The following is a 24,042-nucleotide window of genomic DNA, read 5'->3' on the forward strand; positions in this document are numbered from 1 at the left end:
GCGCCGGGGCTGGTCAGTCTTCGCAGAGCAGCACGGCATGAAGTGTACCGGCTCCGACGGGCGAACCCCCACCGGATTAACGGTGAAGATCATCGGGTACATCCCGGCCCGTCCACATGCGTCGATTGGATGGGTGATGGAACTCAACGAACGCGCCGACGTCGACACCAGCCAGATCGAGGACCGGCGCGGCGGAGGCGGTGGTGGGGGCGGTGGCGGCTTTCCGATCCCCATCCCGACCAGCGGCGGCGGCATCGTCGGCCTGATCGTCACCGTGATCGCCGTGCTGGTCGGCGGCGGCTTCGGTGTGAACGCGATCACGGGCGAGGACGCCCCGCCGGACAACGGGGCGATCGAGCAGAGCTGTGACGCGGCCGACAAGCTGGAGAAGCTCGACTGCCGCAACGCCCTCTACGTCAACTCGATCCAGTCGTGGTGGACCAAGCGGCTGCCGGAGAGCTTCGGCGAGCAGTACAAGCCGGCGGACACGGTCTTCTTCGACCGGGCCGTGCAGACCGGGTGCGGCGCCGCCGACTCCGGCGTCGGGCCGTTCTACTGCCCCGCCGATCACAAGGTCTTCATCGACCTGACCTTCTACCAGGTGCTCGCCGACCAGCTCGGCGCCAAGGGCGAGTTCGCCCAGCCGTACGTGCTGGCCCACGAGTACGGACACCACGTGCAGTCCCTGATCGGCACCGAGGCCGACATGCGCCGCCAGCAGGAGCGTGACCCCGACAACGCCAACGAGCTGTCGGTGAAGCTGGAGCTGCAGGCCGACTGCTACGCCGGCGCGTGGGCGAAGAACGCGACCCAGACGGCGGACGCCGACGGCGACCCCATCTTCAAGAGCATCACCGACCAGGACATCCAGGAAGGCCTGGACACGGCGGCCGCGATCGGCGACGACACGCTGCAGAAGCAGTCCGGCCAGGGCGTCAACCCGGACGCGTTCACCCACGGCACGTCCGCGCAGCGGCAGCAGTGGTTCCGCACGGGCTACGACACCGGCGACCCGAAGGCCTGCAACACGTTCGGGTCGTGACCGTCAGCCGGCGGCGTCCAGCGGGTTGCCGCACACCCGCCAGGTGCCCCGGTCGTCCGTGACCCGCAGCTCGTACGCCGTGCTCGCACCGACCGGGTCCAGCAACTCCGCCGAGACGGTGGCGTCGCTGGGCCCGGTCTCCGCGACGCTGTCGATCCGGTAGCTCGACACCGCCGGCCGGCCGCCGATCCCGGCGACGAAGTCCTCCCGCTCGACCCGTTCGCGGGTCTCGTTGCAGAGCTGGTCGTAGGCGCCGCCGATGTTGCCGGCCGCGAGCCGCGTCAGGAACGAGTCGGCCGCCAGCCGGGCACCCTGCTCGGGCGCGCGGTGGCCGCGGAAGAGGAAGAAACCGCCGACCACTAGGCCGGCCACGAGCAGCACGGCCGTGAGCATGCCGGCCCTGCGGGCCTCGTCCGAAACCATGGCGGGAGGGTACCGCCTACGGTTGCGGGTCACGCACCAGGATCGATACGGCGCGGGCGGCGGCCACCGCGTCGACCAGCACCGCGTGCCGCGGGTCCGCGACGTCGAGCAGCCGTTCCGCGCGCAGCGGGAGCAGCGGCGCCAGCCGGGGGTCGGCAAGGATCGCGTCGACCGTGCGCCGGTCGCCGCCGCAGACCAGGGCCGACAGCGCGGCGGTCACCGGCAGCAGCAGCCGCACGGCCAGGTCCGCCGCGTCCCTCGCCGCCGCCTTGGCCTGGTTGTCCCGCCGGCGGGCGAACCGCTGCTGCGACCAGCCGCCGGCGGCGGTGCGGCTCTGCACGTACGAGCTGTCCACCTTGGACGTCACCAGCCGGGCACCGTCGGCGACCCCGACCGCGACCGCCGCCTTGCGGGCCAGCAGCAGCCCGATCTGGCGCGGCGACCGGGCGGCCTCGACGAAGTCGGCCAGGTCGTCGGCCAGCGGGGCGCCGGGCGGTGGGTACAGCTCCGCGGTGGCGCCGTCGAACGCCGCGAGCAGCAGACCCTCGTCGGTGGGCCGCTGGGCGTACGCGCCGTGTCGCTCGCGGAACCCGTCGACCCAGCGGGTCAGGCGGTCGGGGTCGACGAAGACCCAGCGCCCGCCACCCGCGGCCGGGCGGCTGGTGGTCATTCCGCGACGGTACGGCACGCCACAATGTCCGGATGACCGCGCCGGTGTTGGCCCGCCTGACCACGCTGTTCGAGAGCGAGCGCGACCCCGAGCGGGCCGCCGGGATGCGGGCGTACATGCGCGACCAGTTCGACTTCCTGGGCATCATGTCCCCCCGGCAGCGGGCGCTCGCCCGACAGGCGACGGCCGGCACCGGCAAGCCCACGCCGGCCGACCTGCTCGCGCTGGCCGACGCCTGCTGGGAGCGGCCGGAGCGGGAGTACCAGTACTTCGCGTGCGATTACCTGCGCCGGCACGTGGCGGTGCTGGGCGCGGACGCCCTGCCAGCCGTGCGCCGGCTGATCACCACGAAGCCCTGGTGGGACACCGTCGACGTGCTGGCCGCCCGGGTCGTCGGGCCGATGGTGAGCGGGCGCGGCGCGGTGCTGGACACCTGGATCGACGACGACGACCGCTGGGTGATCCGCACCGCCCTGCTGCACCAGCTCTTCTACAAGCGCGACACCGACGCGCCGCGGCTGTTCGACTACTGCGCGCGGCAGAAAGGGCACACCGACTTCTTCGTACGCAAGGCGATCGGCTGGGCCCTGCGGGAGTACGCGAAGACCGATCCGGAGGCGGTGCGCGCGTTCGTCGCCACGACCGAGCTGTCCGGCCTGTCGAGGCGCGAGGCGCTCAAGAACCTCTAGCAGGAGGTCGGCGGCTCGGGGAGGTGCTTGTCGGCCCAGTCGGCGATCAACGTGAGCGCCGGCAGCAGCCCTTCGCCGGCCTCGGTCAACGAGTAGGTCACGGACACCGGCGGCCCCGGATCCACCTCGCGCTTCACCAGCCCCAGGTCACACAGCTCCGTGAGCCGGTCGGAGAGCACGGAGTCGCTCACGCCCTCGACCAGCCGGGACAGCTCGCGGAACCCGGCGGGGCCGGCGCTGAGGCTGCCCACCACCAGGCCCGACCAGCGCTTGCCGAGGACGGTGAAGGCACGGGCCAGCGCGACATCGCCGCGGCCGCACCGCTCCCTGATGTCCTCGCTGTGACGTACCCCGCTTTCGGTCACCACGCCATGCTAGCGCGGCAGAGGTCGCTAGTATTTCCGAAGCAGCTAGCGAAGCTAGGGTCGCTAGCCTTTTCACGGAGGTAACACTGGTGACGAACACCGAGGTCAAGCGCCCTTCCGTCGTCGTCCTCGGCGGCGGCTACGGCGGCTTGAACACCGCGAAGGCGCTGGACGACGTCGCTGACGTCACGCTTGTCGACCCGTCGGGCGCGTTCCACCACAACGTCGCGTCGTGGCGCGCCCTGGTCGACCCGTCCTGGATCGACCGGATCTTCCTGCCGCTCAACCGACTGCTGCACCACGGCCGGTTCGTCCGCGACCGGGCCGTCGCCGTCGACGGCCGCACCGTCACCCTGGAGTCCGGCGCCGAGCTGACCCCCGACTACCTGGTGCTCGCGACCGGGTCGCAGTACCCGTTCCCGGCCAAGGCCGGCGGTTCCGACGAGCGGAGCGCCAAGGACCGGTTGCAGGCCGCGCACGACGAGCTGCTCGGCGCCCGCCGCGCCCTCATCGTCGGTGCCGGCCCGTCAGGGCTGGAGCTCGCCGGCGAGATCAAGGCCTTCTTCCCGGACAAGGAGGTCACCGTCGTCGACGTCAACGCGGACATCATGCACGGCCCGTTCGAGCAGGAGCTGCGTGACGAGCTCAAGCGGCAGCTCGACAAGCTCGGTGTCCGGCTGGTGCTCGGCAGCCCGCTGACCGCCCTGCCGGACGCCACGCCCGCGACCGCGACGCCGGTCACCGTGACCACCGAGAGCGGCGAGACGGTCGAGGCCGACATCTGGTTCCGCGCCTTCGGTGTCCGCCCGGCGACGGACTACCTGCGTGGCGAACTGGCCGCGGCCCGCGACGAGCGCGGCTACCTTCCGGTCGACGAGCACCTGCGGGTCAAGGGCGGCGGCGACGGCGTGTACGCACTCGGCGACATCAGCACCGCCGACCGCGACACCGCCGGCGCCGCCAGCCGCCAGGCCAGTGTGGTCGCGGCCAACATCCGGTCGGCCATCGCCGGCGGCGACGCGACGGAGGCGTACGAGCCGGGTCCGGTCATGATCATCGTGCCGCTCGGTCCCGAAGGCGGGGCCACCCAGCTGCCCACCGGCGTGGGCGGCCCCGAGGAGGCATCGGCGATCAAGGGCAGCGCGATGCTGGTCGACATGTACGCGAAGCACTTCGACGCGCCGGAGCGCTAACCGACCACCAGCACGATGGCCAGCACGATGATCAACAGGCTGGACGCGAGGGCGGTGTAGAGCCGCCCTCGCGGCCCGGTCAGCAGCCGGCCGACGAGGGTGCCGCCGGAGGCGATCAACAGCTGCCAGCTCGCCGAGGCGATGAACGCGGCCAACACGAACAGCACCTCACCGCCCGCGGTGAGCTCGTCGCCGGCCTGCCGCGCCAGCACGAGCGCCGCGAAGTAGACGATGGTCATCGGGTTGAGCAGCGTCAGGGCGAGGATGCCGCCGTACGCCCGCCACGGTGTGCCGAGGCCCGCACCGGACCGCGCCGCCCGGGCCGGATCGCGGTGATGGCGCACGGCCACGAGCGCGGTCTGCGCCGCCAGCACCAGCAGCACGACGAACGCGATCCAGCGCAACGGCGTGGCGACGGGTTCGATGACACCCGCGAGCGCGGCGCCCCCCAGCACCGCGATCGCGGCATAGAGCCCGTCGGCGGTGGCCACGCCCAGCGCGGCCGCCGCGCCCACCCGGAACGACGTGCGGGCGGCGAGCCCCATGATCAGAATGGCGATCGCACCGACCGGGATCGCGACACCGTAGCCGGCCAGCAGGCCGGCGATGAACGCGTCGGTCATCGCGGATCAGCCGCGATCGACACCGGCCACGAGCCACGCTGCTGTCGGCGGCCGGCGAGGGCCGTCGCGACAGAAACCTGGGTCTTGGCAGATGCGATCACCCGCACATCATGGGACACGAGCGCCACCTCACGCACCCGGATTTCCGCGTCCGGCTCGTCGCACGTCCGATGGTTTCACCGCGGCGCGGGCCGGGGTACACGACGGTTGATCGTTTGAACCGTTCGAGGAGGTCAGATGAGTGGCGTCGCCAACCCGGCCACGGTCGAGCAGTGCCTGCGCGTGGGTGCCGGATTCAGCCAGGGCGACCGGGCCTGGATCGCGGAGCAGTTCGAGCCGTTGGACGCGCGCCTCGCGTCGTTCGACGCCGACGCGACCGAGCTGGAGATCTCCGTCAAGGACCGCCAGTCCCCCGGCCAGAAGGTCACGTTGGAGTGCTGGACCCGCGACGTCGACAAGATCGTCACGACCTCGACCGAGGACGACCTGCACGCCGCGGTGATGGACGTGCGTGACGACCTGCGCCGCCGCCTCACCGACGCCAAGGGGCGGCGCAGCCCCAGGTGATCCAGGCCTGACGCGGGTCGCCGGGCCACTATGCCGGCCGGGCGACCCGGGAACAGGAGAAAGGTCAGCGCGCGCAGCGCAGGTCCTCCGGCACGCCGTCCGGGCCCGCCGCGCGGCGCCATTCCGCGGCCGTCAGGTCGCGGCCGGCGACCTCGCACGCCTTGCGCCGCCAGTGCGCGGCATCCAGGTCCCACCTGGTCAACCACGCTCCGGAGGCCACCGTCAGGAGCTCCCGGTGCCCGGGCCGGAACCGCATCCGGACCGAGTTGTACGGGCTCAGGTCCAGCGCGATGCCCGAGGCGGGCATGGGCATCGGCAGGTCACCGAGGCGCTCGCCCGACGGGAGGTCGCGCACCAGGATCCGGCCGTCGGCGCGCAGCCGGGCGGCGATAGTCCGGTCCTCGCTGAGCTCCCACGTGCCGCCCGGCTCCGCGGGGCCGGCGACCGTCGCCCGGTCCTCGCCGACGGTCTCGACGCTCCCGTCGGCGCCGGTGAAGACCAGACCGCCCGGCCCGGCCGGTGCCACCCCGACCGCGTCGGGCAGGTCCAGCTCCCGCGCCTCTCCGCTGCCGGTGTCGACGGTCACGGCGGGCGACCCGATCCCCACGAGCCCGACGCGGGAACCGTCGGCGGCGACTGCCGCATCGGGCGGTGAGCCGGTCGCGGCCGGCCTGATCGAACGCAGCGGCCGGCCGTCGCCGCCGGAGTGCTGCCACACGGCGCCGTCCGGGTAGACGGCGACGAAGCTCGAGTCCGACGCGCGCCACGCGACCGCCCGCGGTGGCTCCGTCTGACCCGACGGCAACCAGTCGAGGGTACGGACCCGTCCCTGCCGGGGCAGCCACTCCTGCACGGCGGTGTCGGTCGCGGTGAGCACCCGTGCGGCGGCCGAGTCGGTCCAGAGTGGACTGCCGGCGTTCGAGGGCGCGGCGTCGCGTTGGCGGCCCTCGGTCAGGTCGACGACGTACGCGTTGCGGCCGACCTCGTCGGCGACCACCGCGAGGCGGCCGTCCGCGGTGGGCAGCACGACCGGATTCTGCTTGAACCGTCCCAGGTCGCGCAGCCACGTGGTGGTGACCGACGCGAGACGCGAGACCTGCCGCAAGTCCCAGAACGCCATCGTGCGGCCACCGGCGGAGACCAGCCGGGGCGCGTCGAAGAAGCGCACGAGGCTGGTGTTCCGGAAGCCGGACCGGGTCCCCGGCTACCGCGCGAGACCCGATGTGCGCCTGTTCACCGTGGAGACGACCGACACTCGGCCGTGGCGGCTGGCTGTACTCGACCGGTTCGACGGCCGGGACTGGACGATGTCGCGACCGCGGTTCGTCCCGGCGGGGCTGGGCACCGGCGCCGCTGTCGTGAGCGGCGTGCGGGTGCGCCAGGACTTCGTGATCGACGAGCTGGAGGGATACTTCCTGCCGGCCGCGGTCGTGCCCGTCCGACTGCACGACGGGGTCGATGCGGTAGACCCGGACACGGGGACGTTGCTTTCGTCCGAGCGGCTCCGGCCAGGGCGGCACTACGCGTTGTCCTCCCAGGCGTCCGACCCGATCGGACCGGGAGAGACGGCACTGCCGGCGCCGGTGCCGGCGTCCGTGGACGCGCTGGCGGGCGAGCTGGCCGGTGCGTCCGCGCCGCTCGACGCGCTGGAGGCGCGGCTGCGCCGGCACGGCCGCACCGACCCGGCCGCGGCGGGCGGGCACTCGTACGGCCACGTCGACCGGCTGCTGTCGAGTCCCACGGTGGGTGGGGCCGAGCAGTACGCCGTCGCGTTCGCGCTGGTGGCCCGCACCGCCGACCGGGCCGGCCCCGGCACCGGCCGTGACGCCGTCGGTGCCGCCGACGCCGGTGCCGGCGCCCAGCACTACCGCCGCACCGGGCGCGCGGCCTTCGAAGACGGCTCCCGACGACACCGGCGGTGGCGGCGAGACTGGCGGGGCGACCGGCGCCGGCCGGCCGGCTTCGTACCTGATGGCGGTCGTCCTGCTGGTCGTGGCCGCCTACCTGGTCGCCGTGCTGGTGACGCCACCGCTGCGCCGCCGGAGGCGCAGGCGGGCGGCCGATCCACGGATCCGGACCGTGAACGCGTGGCGGGACGTGCTGGATGCACTGCGCGGCCGCACGCCCGACATCGCCGTCCGGACCAACGGTCAGCTGGCCGAGCACGCCGCCGTGGTCTGCCCGGATGCGGCGGCCGACGTAGCGGCGCTGGTCGTGCTCGCCGACCACGCCGGATACGCCGACGAGCCCGTCGGCGACGACCTCGCCGAGGCAGCCTGGGTCCTCGCCGACCGGATCGGACCCCGGCTCGAACGGCTGGACCATCCGGTGCGCCGAACGGTCAGGCGACTCGCACCGGCACGGCTGCTGACCGCCGTTGCGCCCCGTCGGCGTCCACGATGGAATAGACCGAACGTGAGGGAGGCCATGTGATCGCTGGTTGGCTGCGCACCCGCTGGGCCCGGGTGCTGCTGGGCGCGCTCGGTGGTGCGTTGGGCGGCCTTGCCGTCTACCTCGGCAGTCAGCTGACGGGCGCCGGGCTGTTCGTCGTCGCCGGAGGGTTCGCCGGGCTCGTGGCGGCGCTGGTCGTGCACAGCCTCAACCAGACGGTCCGGCTCACCGACGTCAAGATCACCGTGCCGCAGTTCAGCGAGCTGAGCTTCACCGTCACCCGCGAGAGCGAGCAGGTGGCCTGGAAGCTCTTCGTCGAGACCGTCACCCGGGTCGCCACCCAGCGCCTCGATCCCGGCGTCGGTCACCTGCGCGAGGCCCTCAGCTCGATCCACGGCGTGTTCGAGCTGACCCGCGAGATCCTGAAAGAGACCCAGCCCTCGCGGCGCACCGGCAGCGACCCGACCGTCGAGCACCTGGCCATCGCGATGCTCAACAGCGAGCTACGGCCGTTCCTGACCCACTGGCACCCGCGGCTCGCGGCCTGGGAAGCGACCCACGACAGCGACGTGGGCTGGCCGGAGGGCGAGGCCTGCCGCGCCGACCTGGCCGCGCTCCAGGTGCGCATGCGGGCGTACGTGCTCGGTTTCGGGCGGTTGGCCCGCGTGCCCAACGCCGCGCAGATCGTCGACGGGACGTTCGACGCAACCTACACGAACCCTCCCGTGCCGGCGGCGCGGGAGGGTGCGGTGAGCGGATAGCTCAGACGTTGAAGCCGAGCGACCGGAGCTGGTCGCGGCCCTCGTCAGTGATCTTGTCGGGACCCCACGGCGGCAGCCAGACCCAGTTGATCCGGAAGTCGCTGACGATGCCGCCGCCGGGGCCGGTCGTCAGGGCCGCCCGGGTCTGGTCCTCGATCACGTCGGTCAGCGGGCAGGCCGCCGAGGTCAGCGTCATGTCCAGCGTGGCGACGTTCTCGTCGTCGACGTGCACCCCGTAGACCAGGCCGAGGTCGACGACGTTGATGCCGAGCTCCGGGTCGACGACGTCCTTCATCGCCTCTTCGATGACGTCCACCGACGCCTTCGAGGGGCTCACGGTCTCTTCACTCATGCCTTCACCTCGGGTCCCACCGTCACGCCGGCACGTACCGCCGCATCCTTGAACGCCATCCAGGGCAGCAGCGCGCACTTCACGCGCGCCGGATAGCGCGCCACTCCGGAGAACGCCACGCCGTCACCCAACAATTCCTCGTCCGGCTCGACCTGGCCGCGGCCCTGCATCAGCTCGACGAACGCGTCGTGCACCTTGAACGCCTCGTCGACCGGCAGCGTCGCCAGCAGGTCGTGCAGGACGCTCGCCGAGGCCTGGCTGATCGAGCAGCCCATCCCCTCGTACGAGACGTCCGCCAGCTTGTCGCCGGCCACGGAGACCCGGATCGTCACCTCGTCGCCGCAGGTCGGGTTGACGTGGTGCGCCTCTCCGCCGAACGGCTCCCGGAGCCCGCGACCGTGCGGCCGCTTGTAGTGCTCCAGGATGATCTCCTGGTATAGCTGGTCGAACTGCATCAGCCGAACACCTTTCGCACCCGCTCGAGCCCACGCACGAGCGCGTCGACCTCCTCGGTCGTCGTGTAGACGTAGAACGACGCGCGGGTGGTCGCGGGCACTCCGTAGCGCACGCAGACCGGCCGCGCGCAGTGGTGGCCGACCCGCACCTCCACACCCTCGTCGTCGAGCACCTGGCCGACGTCGTGGGGGTGGATGCCCTCCAGCGCGAACGAGATCGTGCCGCCGCGCCCCTCCGTGGTGGTCGGCCCGAAGATCCGCAGGGTGGGCACCGTCGCGAGCGCCTCCAGGGCGTACGCGGTGATCTCCTGTTCGTGGGCCTGCACCTCGGCCATGCCGATGTCGTTCAGGTAGTCGATCGCGGCGCCCAGGCCGACCGCCTCGACGATCGGCGGCGTGCCGGCCTCGAACCGGGCCGGAGCCGGCGCGAACGTCGACTTCTCCAGCGTCACGGTCTCGATCATCGAGCCGCCACCGAACACCGGCGGCATCGCCTCGAGCAGGTCGGCCCGGCCCCAGAGCACGCCGATGCCGGTCGGCCCGAGCATCTTGTGCCCGGTGAACGCGATGAAGTCGACGCCGAGCGCCTGCACGTCGACCGGGAAGTGCGGCACCGACTGCGAGCCGTCGAGCAGCACCAGCGCGCCGACCTCGTGCGCCCGGGCGACGATCCGCGCCGGGTCGTTGATCGTGCCCAGGATGTTGGACATGTGCACGATCGAGACCAGCTTGGTGCGCTCGTTGACCAGGGTGTCGAGCTGCGACTCGTCGAGCCGGCCCTCGTCGGTGACCTGGAACCAGCGCAGGGTCGCGCCGGTGCGCTCGCACAGCAGCTGCCACGGGACGATGTTGGAGTGGTGCTCCATCTCGGAGATCACCACCTCGTCGCCGGGGCCGAGACGGAACCGGGGATCACTCCCCGGTGTCGCCGAGGCGTTCGAGAAGGCGTACGCGAGCAGGTTGATCGCCTCGGTGGAGTTCTTGCCGAACACCACCTCGGACGCCGCCGGCGCGTTGATGAACGCCGCCACCTTCTCGCGCGCGCCCTCGTAGGCGAGGGTCGCCTCGGTGCCCAGCGTGTGCACCGAGCGCGACACGTTGCCGTTGTGCCGCTCGTGGTGCGCCCGCATCACCTCGAGCACCTGGCGGGGTTTCTGGGACGTGTTGGCGCTGTCCAGATAGACCAGCGGGTGGCCGTTGACCTCCCGACCGAGGATAGGGAAGTCGGCACGCAACGCGGCGACGTCGAACGTCGACGGGATCGCGAGAGACGTCATGACTGGGCAGCCCTTCGTGCGTCGATCAGGCCGTGGCCGGACCGGTTTCCGCCAGGTAGCGCGCGTAGCCCTCGGCCTCGAGCTTCTCCGCGAGCTCCGGACCGCCCTCTTCGACGATCCGCCCGCCGGCGAAGACGTGCACGTAGTCGGGAGTGATGTAGCGCAGGATCCGGGTGTAGTGCGTGATCAGCAGGACGCCGGTCTCGCCGGTCGCCCGGACCCGGTTGACGCCCTCGCTGACCACGCGCAGGGCGTCGATGTCGAGGCCGGAGTCGGTCTCGTCGAGGATCGCGGTCTTCGGCTTGAGCAGCTCGAGCTGGACGATCTCGTGCCGCTTCTTCTCACCGCCGGAGAAGCCCTCGTTGACGTTGCGCTGGGCGAACGCCGGGTCCATCTGGAGGCGCTCCATGGCGCCGCGCAGCTCGCCGGCCCAGGTGCGCAGCTTCGGCGCCTCGCCGTCGATGGCGGTCTTCGCGGTGCGCAGGAAGTTGGCCACCGAGACACCGGGGACCTCGACCGGGTACTGCATCGCGAGGAACAGGCCGGCCCGGGCGCGCTCGTCGACGGTCATCGACAGCACGTCGGCGCCGTCCAGCGTGACCGAGCCACCGGTGATCTGGTACTTCGGGTGACCGGCGATCGAGTAGGCCAGCGTGGACTTACCCGAGCCGTTGGGGCCCATGATGGCGTGCGTCTCCCCGGCGCGGACCGTGAGGTCGACGCCGTTCAGGATCGGCTTGAGCTCGCCGTCGGGCAGCTTGACCGAGACCTTCAGGTCGCGGATCTCCAGGGTGCTCATGCGGGCATAACTCCATTGCTCGGCGTGAGAGCGGCGAAGACCTCGCCGTCACGGACTTCCACGGGATAGACAGGAACAGGTTCGGTCGCCGGGAGCCCGGTCGGCTCGCCGGTGCGCAGGTCGAAACGGGAACCGTGGAGCCAGCACTCCAGCGTGCAGCCGTCGACCTCGCCCTCGGAGAGGGCGACCGCGGCGTGCGAGCACTCGTCGTAGGCGACGTAGAAGTTGTCGTCCTCGGCGTGCACGACCGCGAGCTCCAGGTCGTCGACGACGGCCCGGATCGCCGTGCCCTTGGGCACGTCCTCGACGGAGCACAGGCGGACGAAGGTCACTGGTCGCCCTTCGCCAGGCGCGCCTCGACGGCGTCGCCGAGCCGGTCGCGCAGGCCCTCGTCCGGGACCTTCTGGAGCAGCTCCGCGAAGAAGCCGCGGACCACGAGCCGGCGCGCCTCCTGCTCCGGGATGCCCCGGGCCATCAGGTAGAACAGCTGCTCGTCGTCGAACCGGCCGGTCGCGCTGGCGTGGCCGGCGCCGACGATCTCGCCGGTCTCGATCTCCAGGTTGGGCACGGAGTCGGCCCGGGCACCGTCGCTGAGCACCAGGTTGCGGTTGATCTCGTAGGTGTCCGTGCCGGTCGCCTGCACCTGGATCAGCACGTCGCCGACCCAGACGGTGTGCGCGCCGTCGCCCTGCAGCGCGCCGCGGTAGCCGACGTAGCTGCGGCAGTCCGGGATGCTGTGGTCGACGAGCTGGCGGTGCTCCAGGTGCTGGTCGCCGTCGGCGAAGTAGAGCCCGTAGAGCTCCGCGTCGCCGCCGCGACCCGCGTACTCCACGCTGGTGAACTGGCGGATCAGGTCGCCGCCGAGGCTGACCTGCACGTGGGTGACCCGGGCGTCCCGGCCGAGCCGGAACTTCACGTGCTGGGCCTGCACCGCGTCGGGCGCCCAGTCGGCCACCGTGACCAGCGTCAGCGCTGCCCCGTCGGCCACGTCGACCTCGACGTTGTCGGCCAGCGTGGTCGAGCCCGACTGCTCCAGGATCAGCGTCGCCTTCGCGAACCGGCCGATCTCGACGACCGTGTGCGCGTACGCGACACCGGCGCCACCGCCGAGCACCCGCACCCAGGCCGGCTCCGCGGGCTCGGCCTCGGGCGCGACCGCGATCAGCGTCGCGCCGTCGGCGTTGCCGAAGCCCAGCGCGCTGACCCGGTCGAACGGCACCAGCACGCGGCCGATCCGGTCGTCACCCTTGGCCAGCCGCTGCACGGACACGCCGGCCGGCAGGCCGTCGTGCTCCCAGCTCAGCGCGGTCTCCGCCGCCGGGGTGCTGGTCGCGAGACCGCGCATCCGCTTCAGCGGCGTGAAGCGCCACTCCTCTTCGAGACCGGTCAGGGCCGGGAAGTCGGCGACATCGGCCGAGCGCAGGCTCTGCGCCTTGGTCTTGGGCACGCTCGACGTCTTGGGCGGGGTTACCGCCACCTCGGTTTCCGTGGGCATTTAGCCGACGGCCCCTTCCATCTGCAGTTCGATGAGCCGGTTGAGCTCCAGGGCGTATTCCATCGGGAGTTCCTTGGCGATCGGCTCGATGAAGCCGCGGACGATCATCGCCATCGCCTCGTCCTCGGTCAGGCCCCGGCTCATCAGGTAGAAGAGCTGGTCCTCGCTGACCTTGGAGACGGTCGCCTCGTGACCCATCGACACGTCGTCCTCGCGGATGTCCACATAGGGGTACGTGTCGGAACGGGAGATCGTGTCGACCAGGAGCGCGTCGCACTTGACGGTGCTCTTGGAGTGCGACGAGCCCTCCAGCACCTGCACCAGGCCGCGGTAGGAGGTGCGGCCACCGCCCCGCGCGATCGACTTCGAGATGATCGTGCTGCTGGTGTGCGGCGCGGCGTGCACCATCTTGGCGCCGGCGTCCTGGTGCTGGCCCTCGCCGGCCATCGCGACCGAGAGCACCTCGCCCTTGGCGTGCTCGCCCATCATCCAGACGGCGGGGTATTTCATCGTGACCTTGGAGCCGATGTTGCCGTCGATCCACTCCATGGTCGCGCCCTCGTGCGCCACGGCGCGCTTGGTGACCAGGTTGTAGACGTTGTTCGACCAGTTCTGGATGGTCGTGTAACGGCAGCGGGCGCCCTTCTTCACGATGATCTCGACAACCGCGCTGTGCAGCGAGTCGGACGAGTAGATCGGCGCGGTGCAGCCCTCGACGTAGTGCACGTAGGCACCCTCGTCGACGATGATCAGCGTGCGCTCGAACTGGCCCATGTTCTCCGTGTTGATGCGGAAGTAGGCCTGGAGCGGGATCTCCACGTGCACGCCCGGCGGCACGTAGATGAAGGAGCCACCCGACCACACCGAGGTGTTGAGCGCGGCGAACTTGTTGTCGCCGACCGGGATCACGGAGCCGAAATATTCCTTGAAGAGCTCCGGGTGCTCGCGCAGGCCCGTGTCGGTGTCGAGGAAGATGACGCCCTGCTCCTCGAGGTCCTCACGGATCTTGTGGTAGACCACCTCGGACTCGTACTGCGCCGCCACACCCGCGACCAGCCGCTGCTTCTCGGCCTCCGGGATGCCCAGCTTGTCGTACGTGTTCTTGATGTCGGCGGGCAGGTCGTCCCAGCTCGCCGCCTGCTTCTCGGTCGAGCGGACGAAGTATTTGATGTTGTCGAAGTCGATCCCGCCGAGGTCGGCACCCCAGTCGGGCATCGGCTTGCGGCCGAACAGCCGCAGGCCCTTGAGGCGCAGGTCGAGCATCCACTCGGGCTCGTTCTTCTTGGCGGAGATGTCACGCACCACCGCCTCGTTGAGCCCGCGCTGCGCCGTGGCGCCGGCGGTGTCGGAGTCGGCCCACCCGTACTGGTAGTTGGCCAGGGCGGCGAGGTGCTCCTCCTGGGTGACCACGGGCTGGACGATCTGCTCGGTCATCTATCTGTCCTCACAGTTCCTGTCGGATCTGGTGGTGCTGGTCCTGTCGGCTCTGGCTGTGTTGGCCAGCTTGCTGCGCCGGGATATGCGTCGTGCATACCCCGTCACCGTGTGCGATGGTGGCTAGTCGCTGGACGTGGGTGCCGACCAGGCGTGAAATAACCGCCGTCTCGGCCTCGCACAGCTCGGGAAACTCGGCTGCCACGTGTGCCACGGGGCAGTGGTGCTGGCACAGTTGCCCGCCGGTGGCGATCGCGGAAGCGTTGGCAGCGTAGCCCTCGGCGGTCAGCGCCTCGGCGAGTGCCTCCGCACGCGCGATCGGGTCGTCGCCGGCGCCCTCCATGGCGTCGCGGCAGCGACCCTCCAGAGTGGCGACCTGCTCGGCGGCGAACGCGTCGACCGCGCCGGCACCGCCGTGGGCGGCGATCCAGCGCAGGGCGGCCGTGGCCATGTTGTCGTAGGTGTGCCGGCCGCAGCGCAGCCGCGCGGCGTCGGTCAGGGTGAACACCTTGGCCGGACGGCCGCGACCCCGACCGGCCCGCACCGGGCGCTGGCGGGTGACCACGTCGCCGTCGGTGAGCAGGGCGTCCAGGTGCTTGCGGATGGCGGCCGGACTCAGGCGCAGGGCCTCTCCGAGCTCGGCGGCGGTGGCGGTCCCCCGCTCCAGGAGCAGCCGGAGGACCCGGTCGCGGGTGCGCTCGTCCGCGGGGACGGCCGAGGAACCGGTCGTCTCCACCTGCGGAGGGAGCATCGCCGCGTTTTTCACTACCACAACGTTACGTATTTCAGCCCAGCGGAGCAAACCGGCACACCAGTGATCGACATCACCGTCCGTTTCGGCCGCAATGGGGTCGGTCGCCGATCTCTCTCCTACGGTACGTAGGATCTCGCGGGTGATCCCCCTGCTCCGCCGTCTGGCGCTGGCCAACATCATCGCGAACGTCGCCATCGTCGTCACCGGCGGGGCCGTCCGGCTGACCGGGTCCGGGCTCGGCTGCCCGACCTGGCCTCGGTGCACCGACGCCTCGTACGTGCCGAACAGCGAGATGGGCATCCACGGGGTGATCGAGTTCAGCAACCGGATGCTCGGCTGGGTGGTCGGCGCCGTCGCCCTGGCGACCCTGATCGCCGCGTTCGTGCACCACCGCCGCGAGCGCACGCCGGCCAGCCGCGGCTTGAGCCGGCTGGCGCTGGGCGTCTTCCTGGGCATCCCCGCGCAGGGCGTGGTGGGCGGGATCACCGTGCTCACCAACCTCAACCCGTGGGTGGTCGGGCTGCACTTCCTGGCCTCGATCGGTGTGCTGGTGGCGGCGTACGCGCTGTGGCGCCGCACCGTCGACGGCCCCGGCCCGCGCCGCACGGTCGTCCCCGGCCCGCTCCGGCAGCTCGTCTGGGTGCTCACCGTGGTCTCGCTGGCCGTGGTCGCCCTCGGCGTGATCGTGACCGGCTCCGGGCCGCACGCCGGCGACGCCGACGCCCACCGCACCGGCCTCGACCCGGAGACCATCTCCCAGGTGCACGCGGACGTCGTCTTCCTGCTGCTCGGCCTCACGCTGGCGGTGTGGTTCGCCGCCCGCGCGACCGGCGCCCGGCGCACCGCCCGGGCCGCGCTGGTCCTGCTCGCGATCGAGCTGAGCCAGGGCGTCATCGGCTTCGTCCAGTACTTCACCGGGCTGCCGGAGATCCTGGTCGGCCTGCACATGTTCGGCGCCTGCCTGGTGTGGCTGGCGACGCTGAGCGTGCTGTGGTCAACCCGCGCGAACAGCGGCGGCGACGGCGTCGGCGAAGCGCTCGGCGGCGCCGTCGGCGAAGCCGAGGAACAGCGAGGGCTCGGTGAGCTCCAGCTCGATCAGGACCGGCGTGCCGTCGTCGGCGGGGATCAGGTCGACCCGCGCGTAGAGCAGCCGGTCAACGCCGCCGGGGATCGCTGACAACGCGCGCTCCGCGACCGCGAGCTCGGCCGGGGTGGCCGTCCGCGGCGTGATCGTCTCTTCCCGGTAGAGCCCGTCCACGCCCTCGTCCGGACCAGCGAGCAGGGCGCCCTTGGTCGCGGCGTGGCTGAACCGCAGCCCGTCGGGGCCGCGCAGGAAGACCAGGGCGGTCTCGCCGGCCGTCTCGACCGCGCTCAGGTACGGCTGGACCAGCGCCGTGCGCCCCGCTCCGGTGAGCCGGGCCAGGTGTGCGTCGAACGCCCGCCGCTCCGCCGCGTCGTCGAGCCGGTAGCGCCCGGCGTCGACGCTGCCCGCGCCGATGGCCGGCTTGAGGATCAGGTCGGCCCACGCGCCCGACCAGCCGGCCGCTCCGGGCTCGACCCAGTCAGTCGGGATGATCGGGACCCCGGCCGCCTCGAGGACCCGCAGATAGCGCTTGTCGGTGTTCCACACGACGACGTCGACCGGGTTGGCGAGGGCGGCCACCCGGCCCGCCCAGGCGACGAACTCGTCGCGGCGCTGTGCGTAGTCCCAGGCCGATCGGAGCACGACCAGGTCGTACGCCGCCCAGTCGACCGCGGGGTCGTCCCAGACGACCGGCTCGGCGGTGACCGACCGCGCGGCCAGCGGCGCCAGCGCGAGGCGGTCGTCGTCCTCGAGGTCGGGAATTCCTTCGCAGGTAACAAGAGCGACCCGGGATGTCTCCCGGGTCGCCGCCTGCTCGTGGGTTGATGCGGTGGTGGGCAAGTCGCCGCTTTCTCGTGCTGGTGGTGGTGGTGCGGGACCGCGCTTGCTCAGCGCGAGAGCGTGCGCCGGGCCATCGACCGCCACAGGTCGTTGCTCGGCCGCATCTGGTCCATGAGCTCCCGCTCCCACTCGTTCTCGATCGCGACCCCCGCGCTCTCACACGCCGCACGGGCCACGTCAGTGCCATCCGCGAACTGGTCCGCCCAGGTGCCGTCCTCGCCGACGAGAACGATCCGGGCGCCACGCTTGCCGACGTATTCGATGACCGCCCTGGCGCCGCCGTGTCCGGCGGCGAACGACCGGATCCCGTGGACCAGACCCTCGGGGGTGCTGGCGGCGGGCTGTTCGGTCGTCAGCGTCGTATCGGAACCATCTGCCATGCCGGAGAGCGTAAGCACGCCTACCGGATTCCGCCTGCCATCCGATCGTGTTTTGTGACGCCTGTCATCGGCTGATTTAAGAGAGGCCACAGAAAATTCGCGGGGACAAAGCGAGACATATCCGGTTAAATTCGGATGACATCTCGGACAACTGCCGTACCCCATCCGTGGCGGGCGAACGTACCGGCCGTTTCCGGCGTGTCATGGCCGCAACCGCCCATACCGGACAGGCGACTCTCAGAGCAGCGCGTCGACCGCGACGGCCACCGACACGATCGTCAGGTACGTGATCGACCAGTGGAACAGCCGCATCGGCTTGAGGGGCTCGCCGCGCTTCGACCGGCCCACCAGCCGGTACGCCTCGAGGAGGAAGAACACCCCGCTGACGAGAGCCGTGACGCCGTAGAGCGGCCCGAGGCCGAGCGGCCAGGCGGCGACCGAAGCGGCCACCGTCAGCCAGGTGAACAGCACGATCTCGCGGTTGACCCGGGCGGCCGAGCGCACCACGGGCAGCATGGGGATGCCGGCCCGCGCGTAGTCGTCCTTGTACTTGATGGCGAGCGCGTAGAAGTGCGGCATCTGCCAGAAGAACACCACCGCGAACAGCGCCCAGGCCAGTGGCGACAGCCCGCCGGTGACGGCCGCCCAGCCGATCAGCACCGGAGCGGCACCGCAGGCACCACCCCAGAACGTGTTCTGCGGCGTGGTCCGCTTGAGCCAGAGCGTGTAGACGAGGTCGTAGTAGGCGATCGCGCCGGCGGTCAGCGCCGCCGCCAGCCAGTTGGTGAACCCGGCCATCAGACCCACCGAGACCACCGCCAGCACCAGCCCGAACACCAGCACGCTGCGCGGGTCGAGGGTGTGCGTGGGCAGCGGGCGCCGCTTCGTGCGGCGCATCAGCTGGTCGATGTCGCGGTCGATGTAGCAGTTGAGGGCGTTCGCGGCCCCTGCGGCCAGCGTGCCGCCGACCAGCACCACGACCATGGTCGAGACCGGCGGGATGCCACCGGCCGCGAGCATCATCGCCGGCACCGTGGTGACCAGCAGCAACTCGATGATGCGGGGTTTGGTCAACGCGACGTAGGCACGGAGGACAGCGCCGGGGTCGCGTCGGGCGGGCACCGGGACCGGTCCCGGCACCAGGGTCGGCGACGGGCGCTCCGTGACCATGCTCAAGGCCGTGTCCACCTTCCTCGGCGCTTCGTCGTCAGACCGCGACCGGTGACGGTCAACAGGCCGATCGACAGCGTACGCGGCGCGTATCCGCGCTGATCGGCGACCCGACGCGGTGCGGCGAGAACCACCCGGGAAGTGTCTGTCCGCCCACAACACGCTCCACGGGGCGAGATCCGGCGGCACGTGTTTAGCACGGGTCGCTAGGGTCAGAGGTGAGGGACCGGAAACACTCGCCGAGGAGCGCATACATCGTGCCTGCCAGCAACTCAGAGCAAGCCTCATTCACCTGGTCCGAGCTGGACCGCAAGGCGGTCGACACGATTCGTGTCCTCGCGATGGACGCGGTCGAGAAGGCCGGCAACGGCCACCCGGGCACCGCCATGAGCCTCGCGCCCGCCGCGTACCTGCTGTTCAACAAGGTGATGCGGCACGACCCGACCGACCCGCACTGGCCCGGCCGCGACCGCTTCGTGCTGTCCGCCGGGCACAGCAGCCTGACGCTCTACATCCAGCTCTACCTCACCGGCTACGGCCTCGGGCTGGAAGACCTGATGGCGCTGCGCCAGTGGGGCTCGCTGACCCCGGGCCACCCGGAGCACGGGCACACCAAGGGTGTCGAGACCACCACCGGCCCGCTGGGCCAGGGCATCGGCAACGCGGTGGGCATGGCGATGGCCGCCCGCCGGGAGAAGGGCCTCTTCGACCCCGAGAGCCCGCTGTTCGACCACTTCGTCTACACGATCGTCTCCGACGGTGACATCGAAGAGGGCATCAGCCACGAGGTGAGCTCGCTCGCCGGGCACCAGCGGCTGGGCAACCTCGTCGCCATCTGGGACGACAACGAGATCTCCATCGAGGACGACACCCGGATCGCCAAGAGCGAGGACGTCGCCGCCCGCTACGAGGCGTACGGCTGGCACGTCCAGACCGTCGACTTCCGCGCCGGCCACGCCGACGAGGGCGACTACCGCGAGGACCCCGAGGCCCTCTGGCGGGCGATCGAGGCCGCGAAGGCGGTCACCGACCGTCCGTCGTTCATCGCGCTGCGCACGATCATCGGTTGGCCGGCGCCGAACAAGCAGAACACGGGCAAGATCCACGGCTCGGCGTTGGGTGCCGACGAGGTCGCCGCGACCAAGAAGGTCCTCGGCTTCGACCCGGGCAAGACCTTCGACGTCTCCGCCGAGGTGCTCGAGCACACCCGTGCGGCGGTCGCCCGCGGCCAGGCCGAGCATGCCGAATGGGACAAGGCGTTCGCCGCCTGGTCGGCCGACAACGCCGAGAGCCGTGCGCTGTTCGACCGGCTGACCTCGCGGGCGCTGCCGGTGGGGTGGACCGAGGCGCTGCCGGTCTGGCCGGCCGACCCGAAGGGCGTCGCCACCCGCGCCGCGTCCGGCAAGGTCCTGGAGGCGCTGGCGCCGGTGCTGCCGGAGCTCTGGGGTGGCTCGGCCGACCTGGCCGAGAGCAACAACACCACGATGAAGGGCGAGCCGTCGTTCGTCCCCACGGAGCACGCCACCAAGGAGTTCCCGGGTGACGAGTACGGGCGGACGCTGCACTTCGGCATCCGCGAGCACGGCATGGGCGCCATCCTCAACGGCATCGTGCTGCACGGCGCGACCCGTCCGTACGGTGGCACGTTCCTGGTGTTCAGCGACTACATGCGCCCGTCGGTGCGGCTCGCGGCCCTGATGAAGCTGCCGGTCACGTACGTGTGGACGCACGACTCGATCGGCCTGGGCGAGGACGGCCCGACGCACCAGCCGATCGAGCACCTCACGGCGCTGCGGGCCATCCCGGGCCTCGACGTGGTCCGCCCGGCCGACGCCAACGAGACCGCGTGGGCGTGGCGGATGGCGATGGAGCACACCGACCGGCCGACCGCGCTGGCGCTGACCCGCCAGGCGCTGCCGACCATCGACCGCGACCGCTACGCGCCCGCCGACGGCGTGGCCCGCGGCGGCTACATCCTGTCCGAGGCGTCCAACGGCCAGCCCGAGGTGATCCTCATGGGCACCGGCTCCGAGGTGCAGCTCTGCCTGACCGCCCAGGAGCGGCTGGAGGCCGCCGGCACCCCGACGCGGGTCGTCTCGATGCCCTGCCAGGAGTGGTTCCGGGCGCAGGACGAGGCCTACCGCCAGACCGTGCTGCCGAACTCGGTCAAGGCCCGGGTCAGCGTCGAGGCCGGCATCGCCATGTCCTGGCGCGACCTCGTCGGCGACTCCGGCGAGAGCGTCAGCATCGAGCACTACGGCGCGAGCGCGCCGTACACCGTGCTCTTCGAACAGTTCGGATTCACCGCCGACAACGTGGTCGCGAAGGCACATGCCTCGCTCGCGAAGGTCGGCGCCATCACCGGCACCACCACGGGCAACTGAGGGAGCGAAGGATCATGACCGACCGCCTGGCCGAGCTTGCCGCCGCGGGCGTCGCCATCTGGCTCGACGACCTGTCCCGCGTCCGGCTGAGCACCGGCACCCTTGACCAGTTGCGCCGCGAACAGCACGTCGTGGGCGTGACGACCAACCCGACGATCTTCGCGAAGGCGCTCTCCGACGCCGACGCCTACGACGGTCAGGTCCGCGACCTGGCCACCCGCGGCGTCTCGACGGAAGAGGCCGTCCGCATGCTCACCGCGTACGACGTGCGCTGGGCGTGCGACGTGCTGCGGCCCGCGTACGACGCCTCCGACGGTGTCGACGGCCGCGTCTCGCTGGAGGTCGACCCGCGGCTCGCCCGGGAGACCGAGAAGACCATCGCGGAGGCCAAGGGCCTCTGGTGGCTGATCGACCGCCCGAACGCGTTCATCAAGATCCCGGCGACCGAGCAGGGCCTGCCGGCGATCACCGCGGCGCTGGCCGCCGGCATCAGCGTCAACGTCACGCTGATCTTCTCGCTCGACCGCTACAGCCAGGTGATGGACGCGTACCTGGAGGGCATGGAGCAGGCCAAGGCCAACGGCCACGACCTGACCAACCTGGCGTCCGTGGCGTCGTTCTTCGTCTCCCGCTTCGACACCGAGATCGACAAGCGGCTGGAGAAGATCGGCTCAGACGAGGCAAAGGCACTGCGTGGCAAGGGCGCGGTCGCCAACGCGCGGCTGGCCTACGAGCGCTACTCCGAGGTGTTCGGCGGTGCGCGCTGGCAGAAGCTGGCCGACGCCGGCGCCAAGCCGCAGCGGCCGCTGTGGGCGTCCACCTCGACCAAGAACCCGGACTACCCCGACACGCTGTACGTGCACGACCTGATCGCGCCGGGCGTCGTCAACACCATGCCGGAACCCGTGATCCACGCCTGGGCCGACCACGGCGAGACCGAGGCCGACACGGTCACCAACAACTACGACGACGCCAAGAAGGTCATGGCCGACCTCACGCGGGTGGGCATCGACCTCGACGACGTGTTCGACACGCTCGAGCGCGAGGGCGTCGAGAAGTTCTCGGCGAGCTGGCAGGAGCTCATCGACGGCGTCGACGCCTCGTTGAAGGCGGCGTCGTCCGGGTCGGCGAAGCCGACCGACGCAGCGAAGGCATAGGACGTGTCCACCTTCGGATTCGGGTCCGACGGGGTTCCGGGCAACGACGACGACGCCGGTCCGGCATTCGCCGACGGCGTCGTCGCCGCGGCCGGCATCGCCGTCTACGGCGCCGGCAGCACGGAGGCGGCAGCCGCCCGCGCCGCGCTGGTCGGCGCCGACGTGCCCACCAAGCTGGTCGCCAAGGACCCCGCGCTCTGGGGTCCGGAGGCCGAGGCCGAGGCGAAGATCCGGCTGGGCTGGGTCGACACCTTCCGCCGCAGCAGGGAGCTGCTGCCGCGGCTGGCCGAGCTCCGCACCGAGCTCGCGGACCTGGACCACGTGGTGCTGGCCGGCATGGGTGGCTCGTCACTGGCTCCGGAGGTGATCACCCGTACCCTCGGCGTCGAGCTGACGGTGCTGGACACGACCGACCCCGCCCAGATCAGGGCGGCGCTGGCCGACCGGCTGGAGCGCACGCTCGTGGTGGTGTCCAGCAAGTCCGGCGGCACGGTCGAGACCGACAGCCACCGGCGCGCGTACTGGCAGGCGTTCCTCGACTCGGGCATGACCGAGGCCGAGGCCGGCCGGCATTTCGTGATGGTCACCGACCCGGGCTCGCCGCTGGAGACCACCGGGCGGGAGATGGGCGCGCAGGTGTTCCTGGCCGACTCCGAGGTCGGCGGCCGCTACTCGGCGCTGACCGCGTTCGGCGTCGTGCCGTCGGCCCTCGCCGGGGTCGACGTCGCGGAGCTGTTCGACCAGGCCGAGGACCTGCTCGCGGCGCTGCCCGAGGAGAGCGGCAACCCCGGCCTCGCGCTGGGCACCGCGCTCGGTGCGGCAGCCGTCGCGGGCCGCGACAAGGTGGCGCTGGTCTCCGACGGCACCGGCATCGTCGGCCTCGGCGACTGGGCCGAGCAGCTGATCGCCGAGTCGACCGGCAAGGACGGCAAGGGCATCCTGCCGGTGGTGATCGAGACCCCGGACAGCCCAGGCGCGCACGGCAGCGACGTGCTCACCGTCACGATGGGTGGCGCGCAGCCGCCGGCCGCCGTGCCCGGCGGCGGTGTCCGGCCCGACCTGGCCGTCAACGGCCCGCTCGGCGCCCAGTTCCTGCTGTGGGAGTTCGCCACGGCGATCGCCGGCCGGTTGATCGGCATCGACCCGTTCAACCAGCCCAACGTCACCGAGTCGAAGAACAACACCACCCGGATCCTCGCCGAGGGCCTGCCGGACGAGTCGCCGTCGTTCACCGAGGGCGCGGTCGAGGTCCACGGCGGCGCCGGCGACAGCCTCGCGGCGGTGCTCGGCGCGCTGGTCGACGGCGTCGACCCGCACGGCTACCTGGCCGTGCTCGCGTTCCTCGACCGGTTCGGGGACGCGCGGGCCGAGCAGTCGCGGGCACTGCTGGCCACGGCCACCGGTCGACCGGTGACCTTCGGCTGGGGGCCGCGCTACCTGCACTCGACCGGCCAGTACCACAAGGGCGGTCCGCAGGTCGGCTCGTTCCTCCAGCTCACCGGCGCCGTTGCCGACGACCTGGCGATCTCCGGGAAGCCGTACACCTTCGGCGATCTTCAGGCGGCCCAGGCGGCCGGTGACCGCAAGGCGATGACCGACCGGGGACGACCCGTCGTCCGGCTGCACCTCACCGACCGGGCGGCCGGCATCGACCAGTTGCTGAGCGCGTTGGCAAGCCTGCCCGCCAGCAAGGATTCACACTAGGAGGCAGTGCCATGACCGATGCCTGGACCTTCG

General features: G+C 71.4%; 26 protein-coding genes and 1 pseudogene. 11 read left to right on the forward strand and 16 right to left on the reverse strand.

Translation table 11 applies throughout. The annotated features are described in order from the left end of the window. Positions 1–136: 136 nt before the first annotated feature. Positions 137–1,042 (forward strand): neutral zinc metallopeptidase, encoded by a 906-nt coding sequence (locus tag AB0J88_RS34220; protein WP_364349151.1) that lies wholly within the window; start codon positions 137–139, stop codon positions 1,040–1,042. Between the two features lie 3 nt (positions 1,043–1,045). Here AB0J88_RS34220 and AB0J88_RS34225 read toward each other — a convergent pair whose 3' ends face one another. After that, the gene (locus tag AB0J88_RS34225) at positions 1,046–1,465 is read right to left on the reverse strand and encodes a hypothetical protein (RefSeq protein ID WP_364349148.1); all 420 of its coding nucleotides are present in this window, start codon (positions 1,463–1,465) and stop codon (positions 1,046–1,048) included. Positions 1,466–1,481: 16 nt separating this feature from the next. Beyond that, on the reverse strand, positions 1,482–2,135 hold the full coding sequence (locus tag AB0J88_RS34230) for an acVLRF1 family peptidyl-tRNA hydrolase (RefSeq protein WP_364349145.1): 654 nt from the start codon (positions 2,133–2,135) through the stop codon (positions 1,482–1,484). 32 nt (positions 2,136–2,167) lie between these two features. Between AB0J88_RS34230 and AB0J88_RS34235 the strand changes: the two genes are divergently transcribed. Then, positions 2,168–2,824 carry a DNA alkylation repair protein gene (locus AB0J88_RS34235; protein WP_364349142.1) on the forward strand — a complete coding sequence of 219 codons (657 nt, stop codon included), beginning with the start codon at positions 2,168–2,170 and terminating at the stop codon, positions 2,822–2,824. On the opposite strand, the gene AB0J88_RS34240 is transcribed toward AB0J88_RS34235, so the two are convergent. Further along, positions 2,821–3,189 (reverse strand): helix-turn-helix domain-containing protein, encoded by a 369-nt coding sequence (locus tag AB0J88_RS34240; protein WP_364349139.1) that lies wholly within the window; start codon positions 3,187–3,189, stop codon positions 2,821–2,823. The genes AB0J88_RS34235 and AB0J88_RS34240 overlap by 4 nt on opposite strands. Positions 3,190–3,278: 89 nt before the next feature. On the opposite strand from AB0J88_RS34240, the gene AB0J88_RS34245 reads away from it, so the two are divergent. Further along, on the forward strand, positions 3,279–4,382 hold the full coding sequence (locus AB0J88_RS34245) for an FAD-dependent oxidoreductase (RefSeq protein ID WP_364349136.1): 1,104 nt from the start codon (positions 3,279–3,281) through the stop codon (positions 4,380–4,382). On the opposite strand, the gene AB0J88_RS34250 is transcribed toward AB0J88_RS34245, so the two are convergent. Beyond that, a complete protein-coding gene (locus AB0J88_RS34250; protein ID WP_364349133.1) occupies positions 4,379–5,005 on the reverse strand; it encodes a LysE family transporter in 627 nt (208 codons plus the stop codon). The two genes, AB0J88_RS34245 and AB0J88_RS34250, sit on opposite strands and share 4 nt — an antisense overlap. Positions 5,006–5,242: 237 nt before the next feature. On the opposite strand from AB0J88_RS34250, the gene AB0J88_RS34255 reads away from it, so the two are divergent. Beyond that, a complete protein-coding gene (locus AB0J88_RS34255) occupies positions 5,243–5,572 on the forward strand; it encodes an HPF/RaiA family ribosome-associated protein (RefSeq protein ID WP_364349130.1) in 330 nt (109 codons plus the stop codon). Positions 5,573–5,636: 64 nt separating this feature from the next. Here the strand turns inward: AB0J88_RS34255 and AB0J88_RS34260 are convergent, their stop codons facing one another. After that, positions 5,637–6,740 (reverse strand): hypothetical protein, encoded by a 1,104-nt coding sequence (locus tag AB0J88_RS34260; protein ID WP_364349448.1) that lies wholly within the window; start codon positions 6,738–6,740, stop codon positions 5,637–5,639. A 70-nt stretch (positions 6,741–6,810) separates the two neighbouring features. Between AB0J88_RS34260 and AB0J88_RS34265 the strand changes: the two are divergent. Beyond that, positions 6,811–7,065: pseudogene (locus tag AB0J88_RS34265) on the forward strand (transglutaminaseTgpA domain-containing protein); the annotation flags it as partial. Between the two features lie 26 nt (positions 7,066–7,091). Here AB0J88_RS34265 and AB0J88_RS34270 read toward each other — a convergent pair. Then, positions 7,092–7,388: a hypothetical protein gene (locus AB0J88_RS34270; protein ID WP_364349445.1), complete on the reverse strand. Its 297-nt coding sequence runs from the start codon at positions 7,386–7,388 to the stop codon at positions 7,092–7,094. Between the two features lie 5 nt (positions 7,389–7,393). On the opposite strand from AB0J88_RS34270, the gene AB0J88_RS34275 reads away from it, so the two are divergent. Then, positions 7,394–8,005: a hypothetical protein gene (locus AB0J88_RS34275; protein WP_364349442.1), complete on the forward strand. Its 612-nt coding sequence runs from the start codon at positions 7,394–7,396 to the stop codon at positions 8,003–8,005. Then, positions 8,002–8,724, forward strand: coding sequence for a hypothetical protein (locus AB0J88_RS34280; RefSeq protein ID WP_364349128.1), 723 nt, complete (start codon positions 8,002–8,004; stop codon positions 8,722–8,724). Before AB0J88_RS34275 ends, AB0J88_RS34280 begins: the two co-directional genes overlap by 4 nt. A gap of 1 nt (position 8,725) precedes the next feature. Here the strand turns inward: AB0J88_RS34280 and AB0J88_RS34285 are convergent, their stop codons facing one another. The 8 genes from AB0J88_RS34285 to AB0J88_RS34320 are packed head-to-tail and all read right to left on the reverse strand — an operon-like array spanning position 8,726 to position 15,287. Further along, positions 8,726–9,076, reverse strand: coding sequence for a metal-sulfur cluster assembly factor (locus AB0J88_RS34285; RefSeq protein ID WP_364349126.1), 351 nt, complete (start codon positions 9,074–9,076; stop codon positions 8,726–8,728). Then, complete coding sequence (gene sufU / locus AB0J88_RS34290) at positions 9,073–9,531, reverse strand: Fe-S cluster assembly sulfur transfer protein SufU (RefSeq protein ID WP_364349124.1); 459 nt, start codon at positions 9,529–9,531, stop codon at positions 9,073–9,075. Before sufU ends, AB0J88_RS34285 begins: the two co-directional genes overlap by 4 nt. Beyond that, the gene (locus AB0J88_RS34295; RefSeq protein ID WP_364349122.1) at positions 9,531–10,808 is read right to left on the reverse strand and encodes a cysteine desulfurase; all 1,278 of its coding nucleotides are present in this window, start codon (positions 10,806–10,808) and stop codon (positions 9,531–9,533) included. Before AB0J88_RS34295 ends, sufU begins: the two co-directional genes overlap by 1 nt. Positions 10,809–10,833: 25 nt before the next feature. After that, complete coding sequence (sufC, locus tag AB0J88_RS34300) at positions 10,834–11,607, reverse strand: Fe-S cluster assembly ATPase SufC (RefSeq protein WP_364349120.1); 774 nt, start codon at positions 11,605–11,607, stop codon at positions 10,834–10,836. After that, a complete protein-coding gene (locus AB0J88_RS34305) occupies positions 11,604–11,939 on the reverse strand; it encodes a non-heme iron oxygenase ferredoxin subunit (protein WP_364349117.1) in 336 nt (111 codons plus the stop codon). Before AB0J88_RS34305 ends, sufC begins: the two co-directional genes overlap by 4 nt. Then, a complete protein-coding gene (sufD, locus tag AB0J88_RS34310) occupies positions 11,936–13,102 on the reverse strand; it encodes a Fe-S cluster assembly protein SufD (protein ID WP_364349114.1) in 1,167 nt (388 codons plus the stop codon). The genes AB0J88_RS34305 and sufD overlap by 4 nt, the downstream gene beginning before the upstream one ends. Then, positions 13,103–14,536: a Fe-S cluster assembly protein SufB gene (gene sufB, locus AB0J88_RS34315; protein WP_364349111.1), complete on the reverse strand. Its 1,434-nt coding sequence runs from the start codon at positions 14,534–14,536 to the stop codon at positions 13,103–13,105. A gap of 10 nt (positions 14,537–14,546) precedes the next feature. Next, positions 14,547–15,287 (reverse strand): HTH domain-containing protein, encoded by a 741-nt coding sequence (locus AB0J88_RS34320; RefSeq protein WP_364349424.1) that lies wholly within the window; start codon positions 15,285–15,287, stop codon positions 14,547–14,549. Positions 15,288–15,429: 142 nt separating this feature from the next. On the opposite strand from AB0J88_RS34320, the gene AB0J88_RS34325 reads away from it, so the two are divergent. Next, on the forward strand, positions 15,430–16,467 hold the full coding sequence (locus AB0J88_RS34325) for a COX15/CtaA family protein (protein WP_364349108.1): 1,038 nt from the start codon (positions 15,430–15,432) through the stop codon (positions 16,465–16,467). A 794-nt stretch (positions 16,468–17,261) separates the two neighbouring features. On the opposite strand, the gene AB0J88_RS34330 is transcribed toward AB0J88_RS34325, so the two are convergent. Next, positions 17,262–17,594, reverse strand: coding sequence for a hypothetical protein (locus AB0J88_RS34330; protein ID WP_364349105.1), 333 nt, complete (start codon positions 17,592–17,594; stop codon positions 17,262–17,264). Positions 17,595–17,831: 237 nt separating this feature from the next. After that, positions 17,832–18,764 carry a heme o synthase gene (locus AB0J88_RS34335; protein ID WP_364349421.1) on the reverse strand — a complete coding sequence of 311 codons (933 nt, stop codon included), beginning with the start codon at positions 18,762–18,764 and terminating at the stop codon, positions 17,832–17,834. 257 nt (positions 18,765–19,021) lie between these two features. Here AB0J88_RS34335 and tkt point away from each other — a divergent pair, with 257 nt between their 5' ends. The 3 genes from tkt (at position 19,022) to AB0J88_RS34350 (ending at position 24,009) form a co-directional block, all read left to right on the forward strand. Continuing rightward, entirely contained in the window at positions 19,022–21,148 is a 2,127-nt protein-coding gene (gene tkt / locus AB0J88_RS34340; protein ID WP_364349102.1) for a transketolase, read from the forward strand. Positions 21,149–21,162: 14 nt separating this feature from the next. After that, complete coding sequence (gene tal, locus AB0J88_RS34345) at positions 21,163–22,305, forward strand: transaldolase (RefSeq protein WP_364349099.1); 1,143 nt, start codon at positions 21,163–21,165, stop codon at positions 22,303–22,305. Positions 22,306–22,401: 96 nt separating this feature from the next. Then, positions 22,402–24,009: a glucose-6-phosphate isomerase gene (locus AB0J88_RS34350; RefSeq protein WP_364349418.1), complete on the forward strand. Its 1,608-nt coding sequence runs from the start codon at positions 22,402–22,404 to the stop codon at positions 24,007–24,009. Positions 24,010–24,042: the final 33 nt, after the last annotated feature.

This window comes from Asanoa sp. NPDC049475, from assembly GCF_040676915.1.
In the GTDB taxonomy this organism is placed as follows: Bacteria; Actinomycetota; Actinomycetes; order Mycobacteriales; family Micromonosporaceae; genus Asanoa.

Coding starts and splice junctions, on each gene's coding strand:
- AB0J88_RS34220 (WP_364349151.1), top strand. CDS start 137: ATGGAACTCAACGAACGCGCCGACGTCGACACCAGCCAGATCGAGGAC.
- AB0J88_RS34225 (WP_364349148.1), bottom strand. CDS start 1,465: ATGGTTTCGGACGAGGCCCGCAGGGCCGGCATGCTCACGGCCGTGCTG.
- AB0J88_RS34230 (WP_364349145.1), bottom strand. CDS start 2,135: ATGACCACCAGCCGCCCGGCCGCGGGTGGCGGGCGCTGGGTCTTCGTC.
- AB0J88_RS34235 (WP_364349142.1), top strand. CDS start 2,168: ATGACCGCGCCGGTGTTGGCCCGCCTGACCACGCTGTTCGAGAGCGAG.
- AB0J88_RS34250 (WP_364349133.1), bottom strand. CDS start 5,005: ATGACCGACGCGTTCATCGCCGGCCTGCTGGCCGGCTACGGTGTCGCG.
- AB0J88_RS34255 (WP_364349130.1), top strand. CDS start 5,243: ATGAGTGGCGTCGCCAACCCGGCCACGGTCGAGCAGTGCCTGCGCGTG.
- AB0J88_RS34285 (WP_364349126.1), bottom strand. CDS start 9,076: ATGAGTGAAGAGACCGTGAGCCCCTCGAAGGCGTCGGTGGACGTCATC.
- sufU (WP_364349124.1), bottom strand. CDS start 9,531: ATGCAGTTCGACCAGCTATACCAGGAGATCATCCTGGAGCACTACAAG.
- AB0J88_RS34295 (WP_364349122.1), bottom strand. CDS start 10,808: ATGACGTCTCTCGCGATCCCGTCGACGTTCGACGTCGCCGCGTTGCGT.
- sufC (WP_364349120.1), bottom strand. CDS start 11,607: ATGAGCACCCTGGAGATCCGCGACCTGAAGGTCTCGGTCAAGCTGCCC.
- sufD (WP_364349114.1), bottom strand. CDS start 13,102: ATGCCCACGGAAACCGAGGTGGCGGTAACCCCGCCCAAGACGTCGAGC.
- sufB (WP_364349111.1), bottom strand. CDS start 14,536: ATGACCGAGCAGATCGTCCAGCCCGTGGTCACCCAGGAGGAGCACCTC.
- AB0J88_RS34320 (WP_364349424.1), bottom strand. CDS start 15,287: ATGCTCCCTCCGCAGGTGGAGACGACCGGTTCCTCGGCCGTCCCCGCG.
- AB0J88_RS34330 (WP_364349105.1), bottom strand. CDS start 17,594: ATGGCAGATGGTTCCGATACGACGCTGACGACCGAACAGCCCGCCGCC.
- AB0J88_RS34335 (WP_364349421.1), bottom strand. CDS start 18,764: ATGGTCACGGAGCGCCCGTCGCCGACCCTGGTGCCGGGACCGGTCCCG.
- tal (WP_364349099.1), top strand. CDS start 21,163: ATGACCGACCGCCTGGCCGAGCTTGCCGCCGCGGGCGTCGCCATCTGG.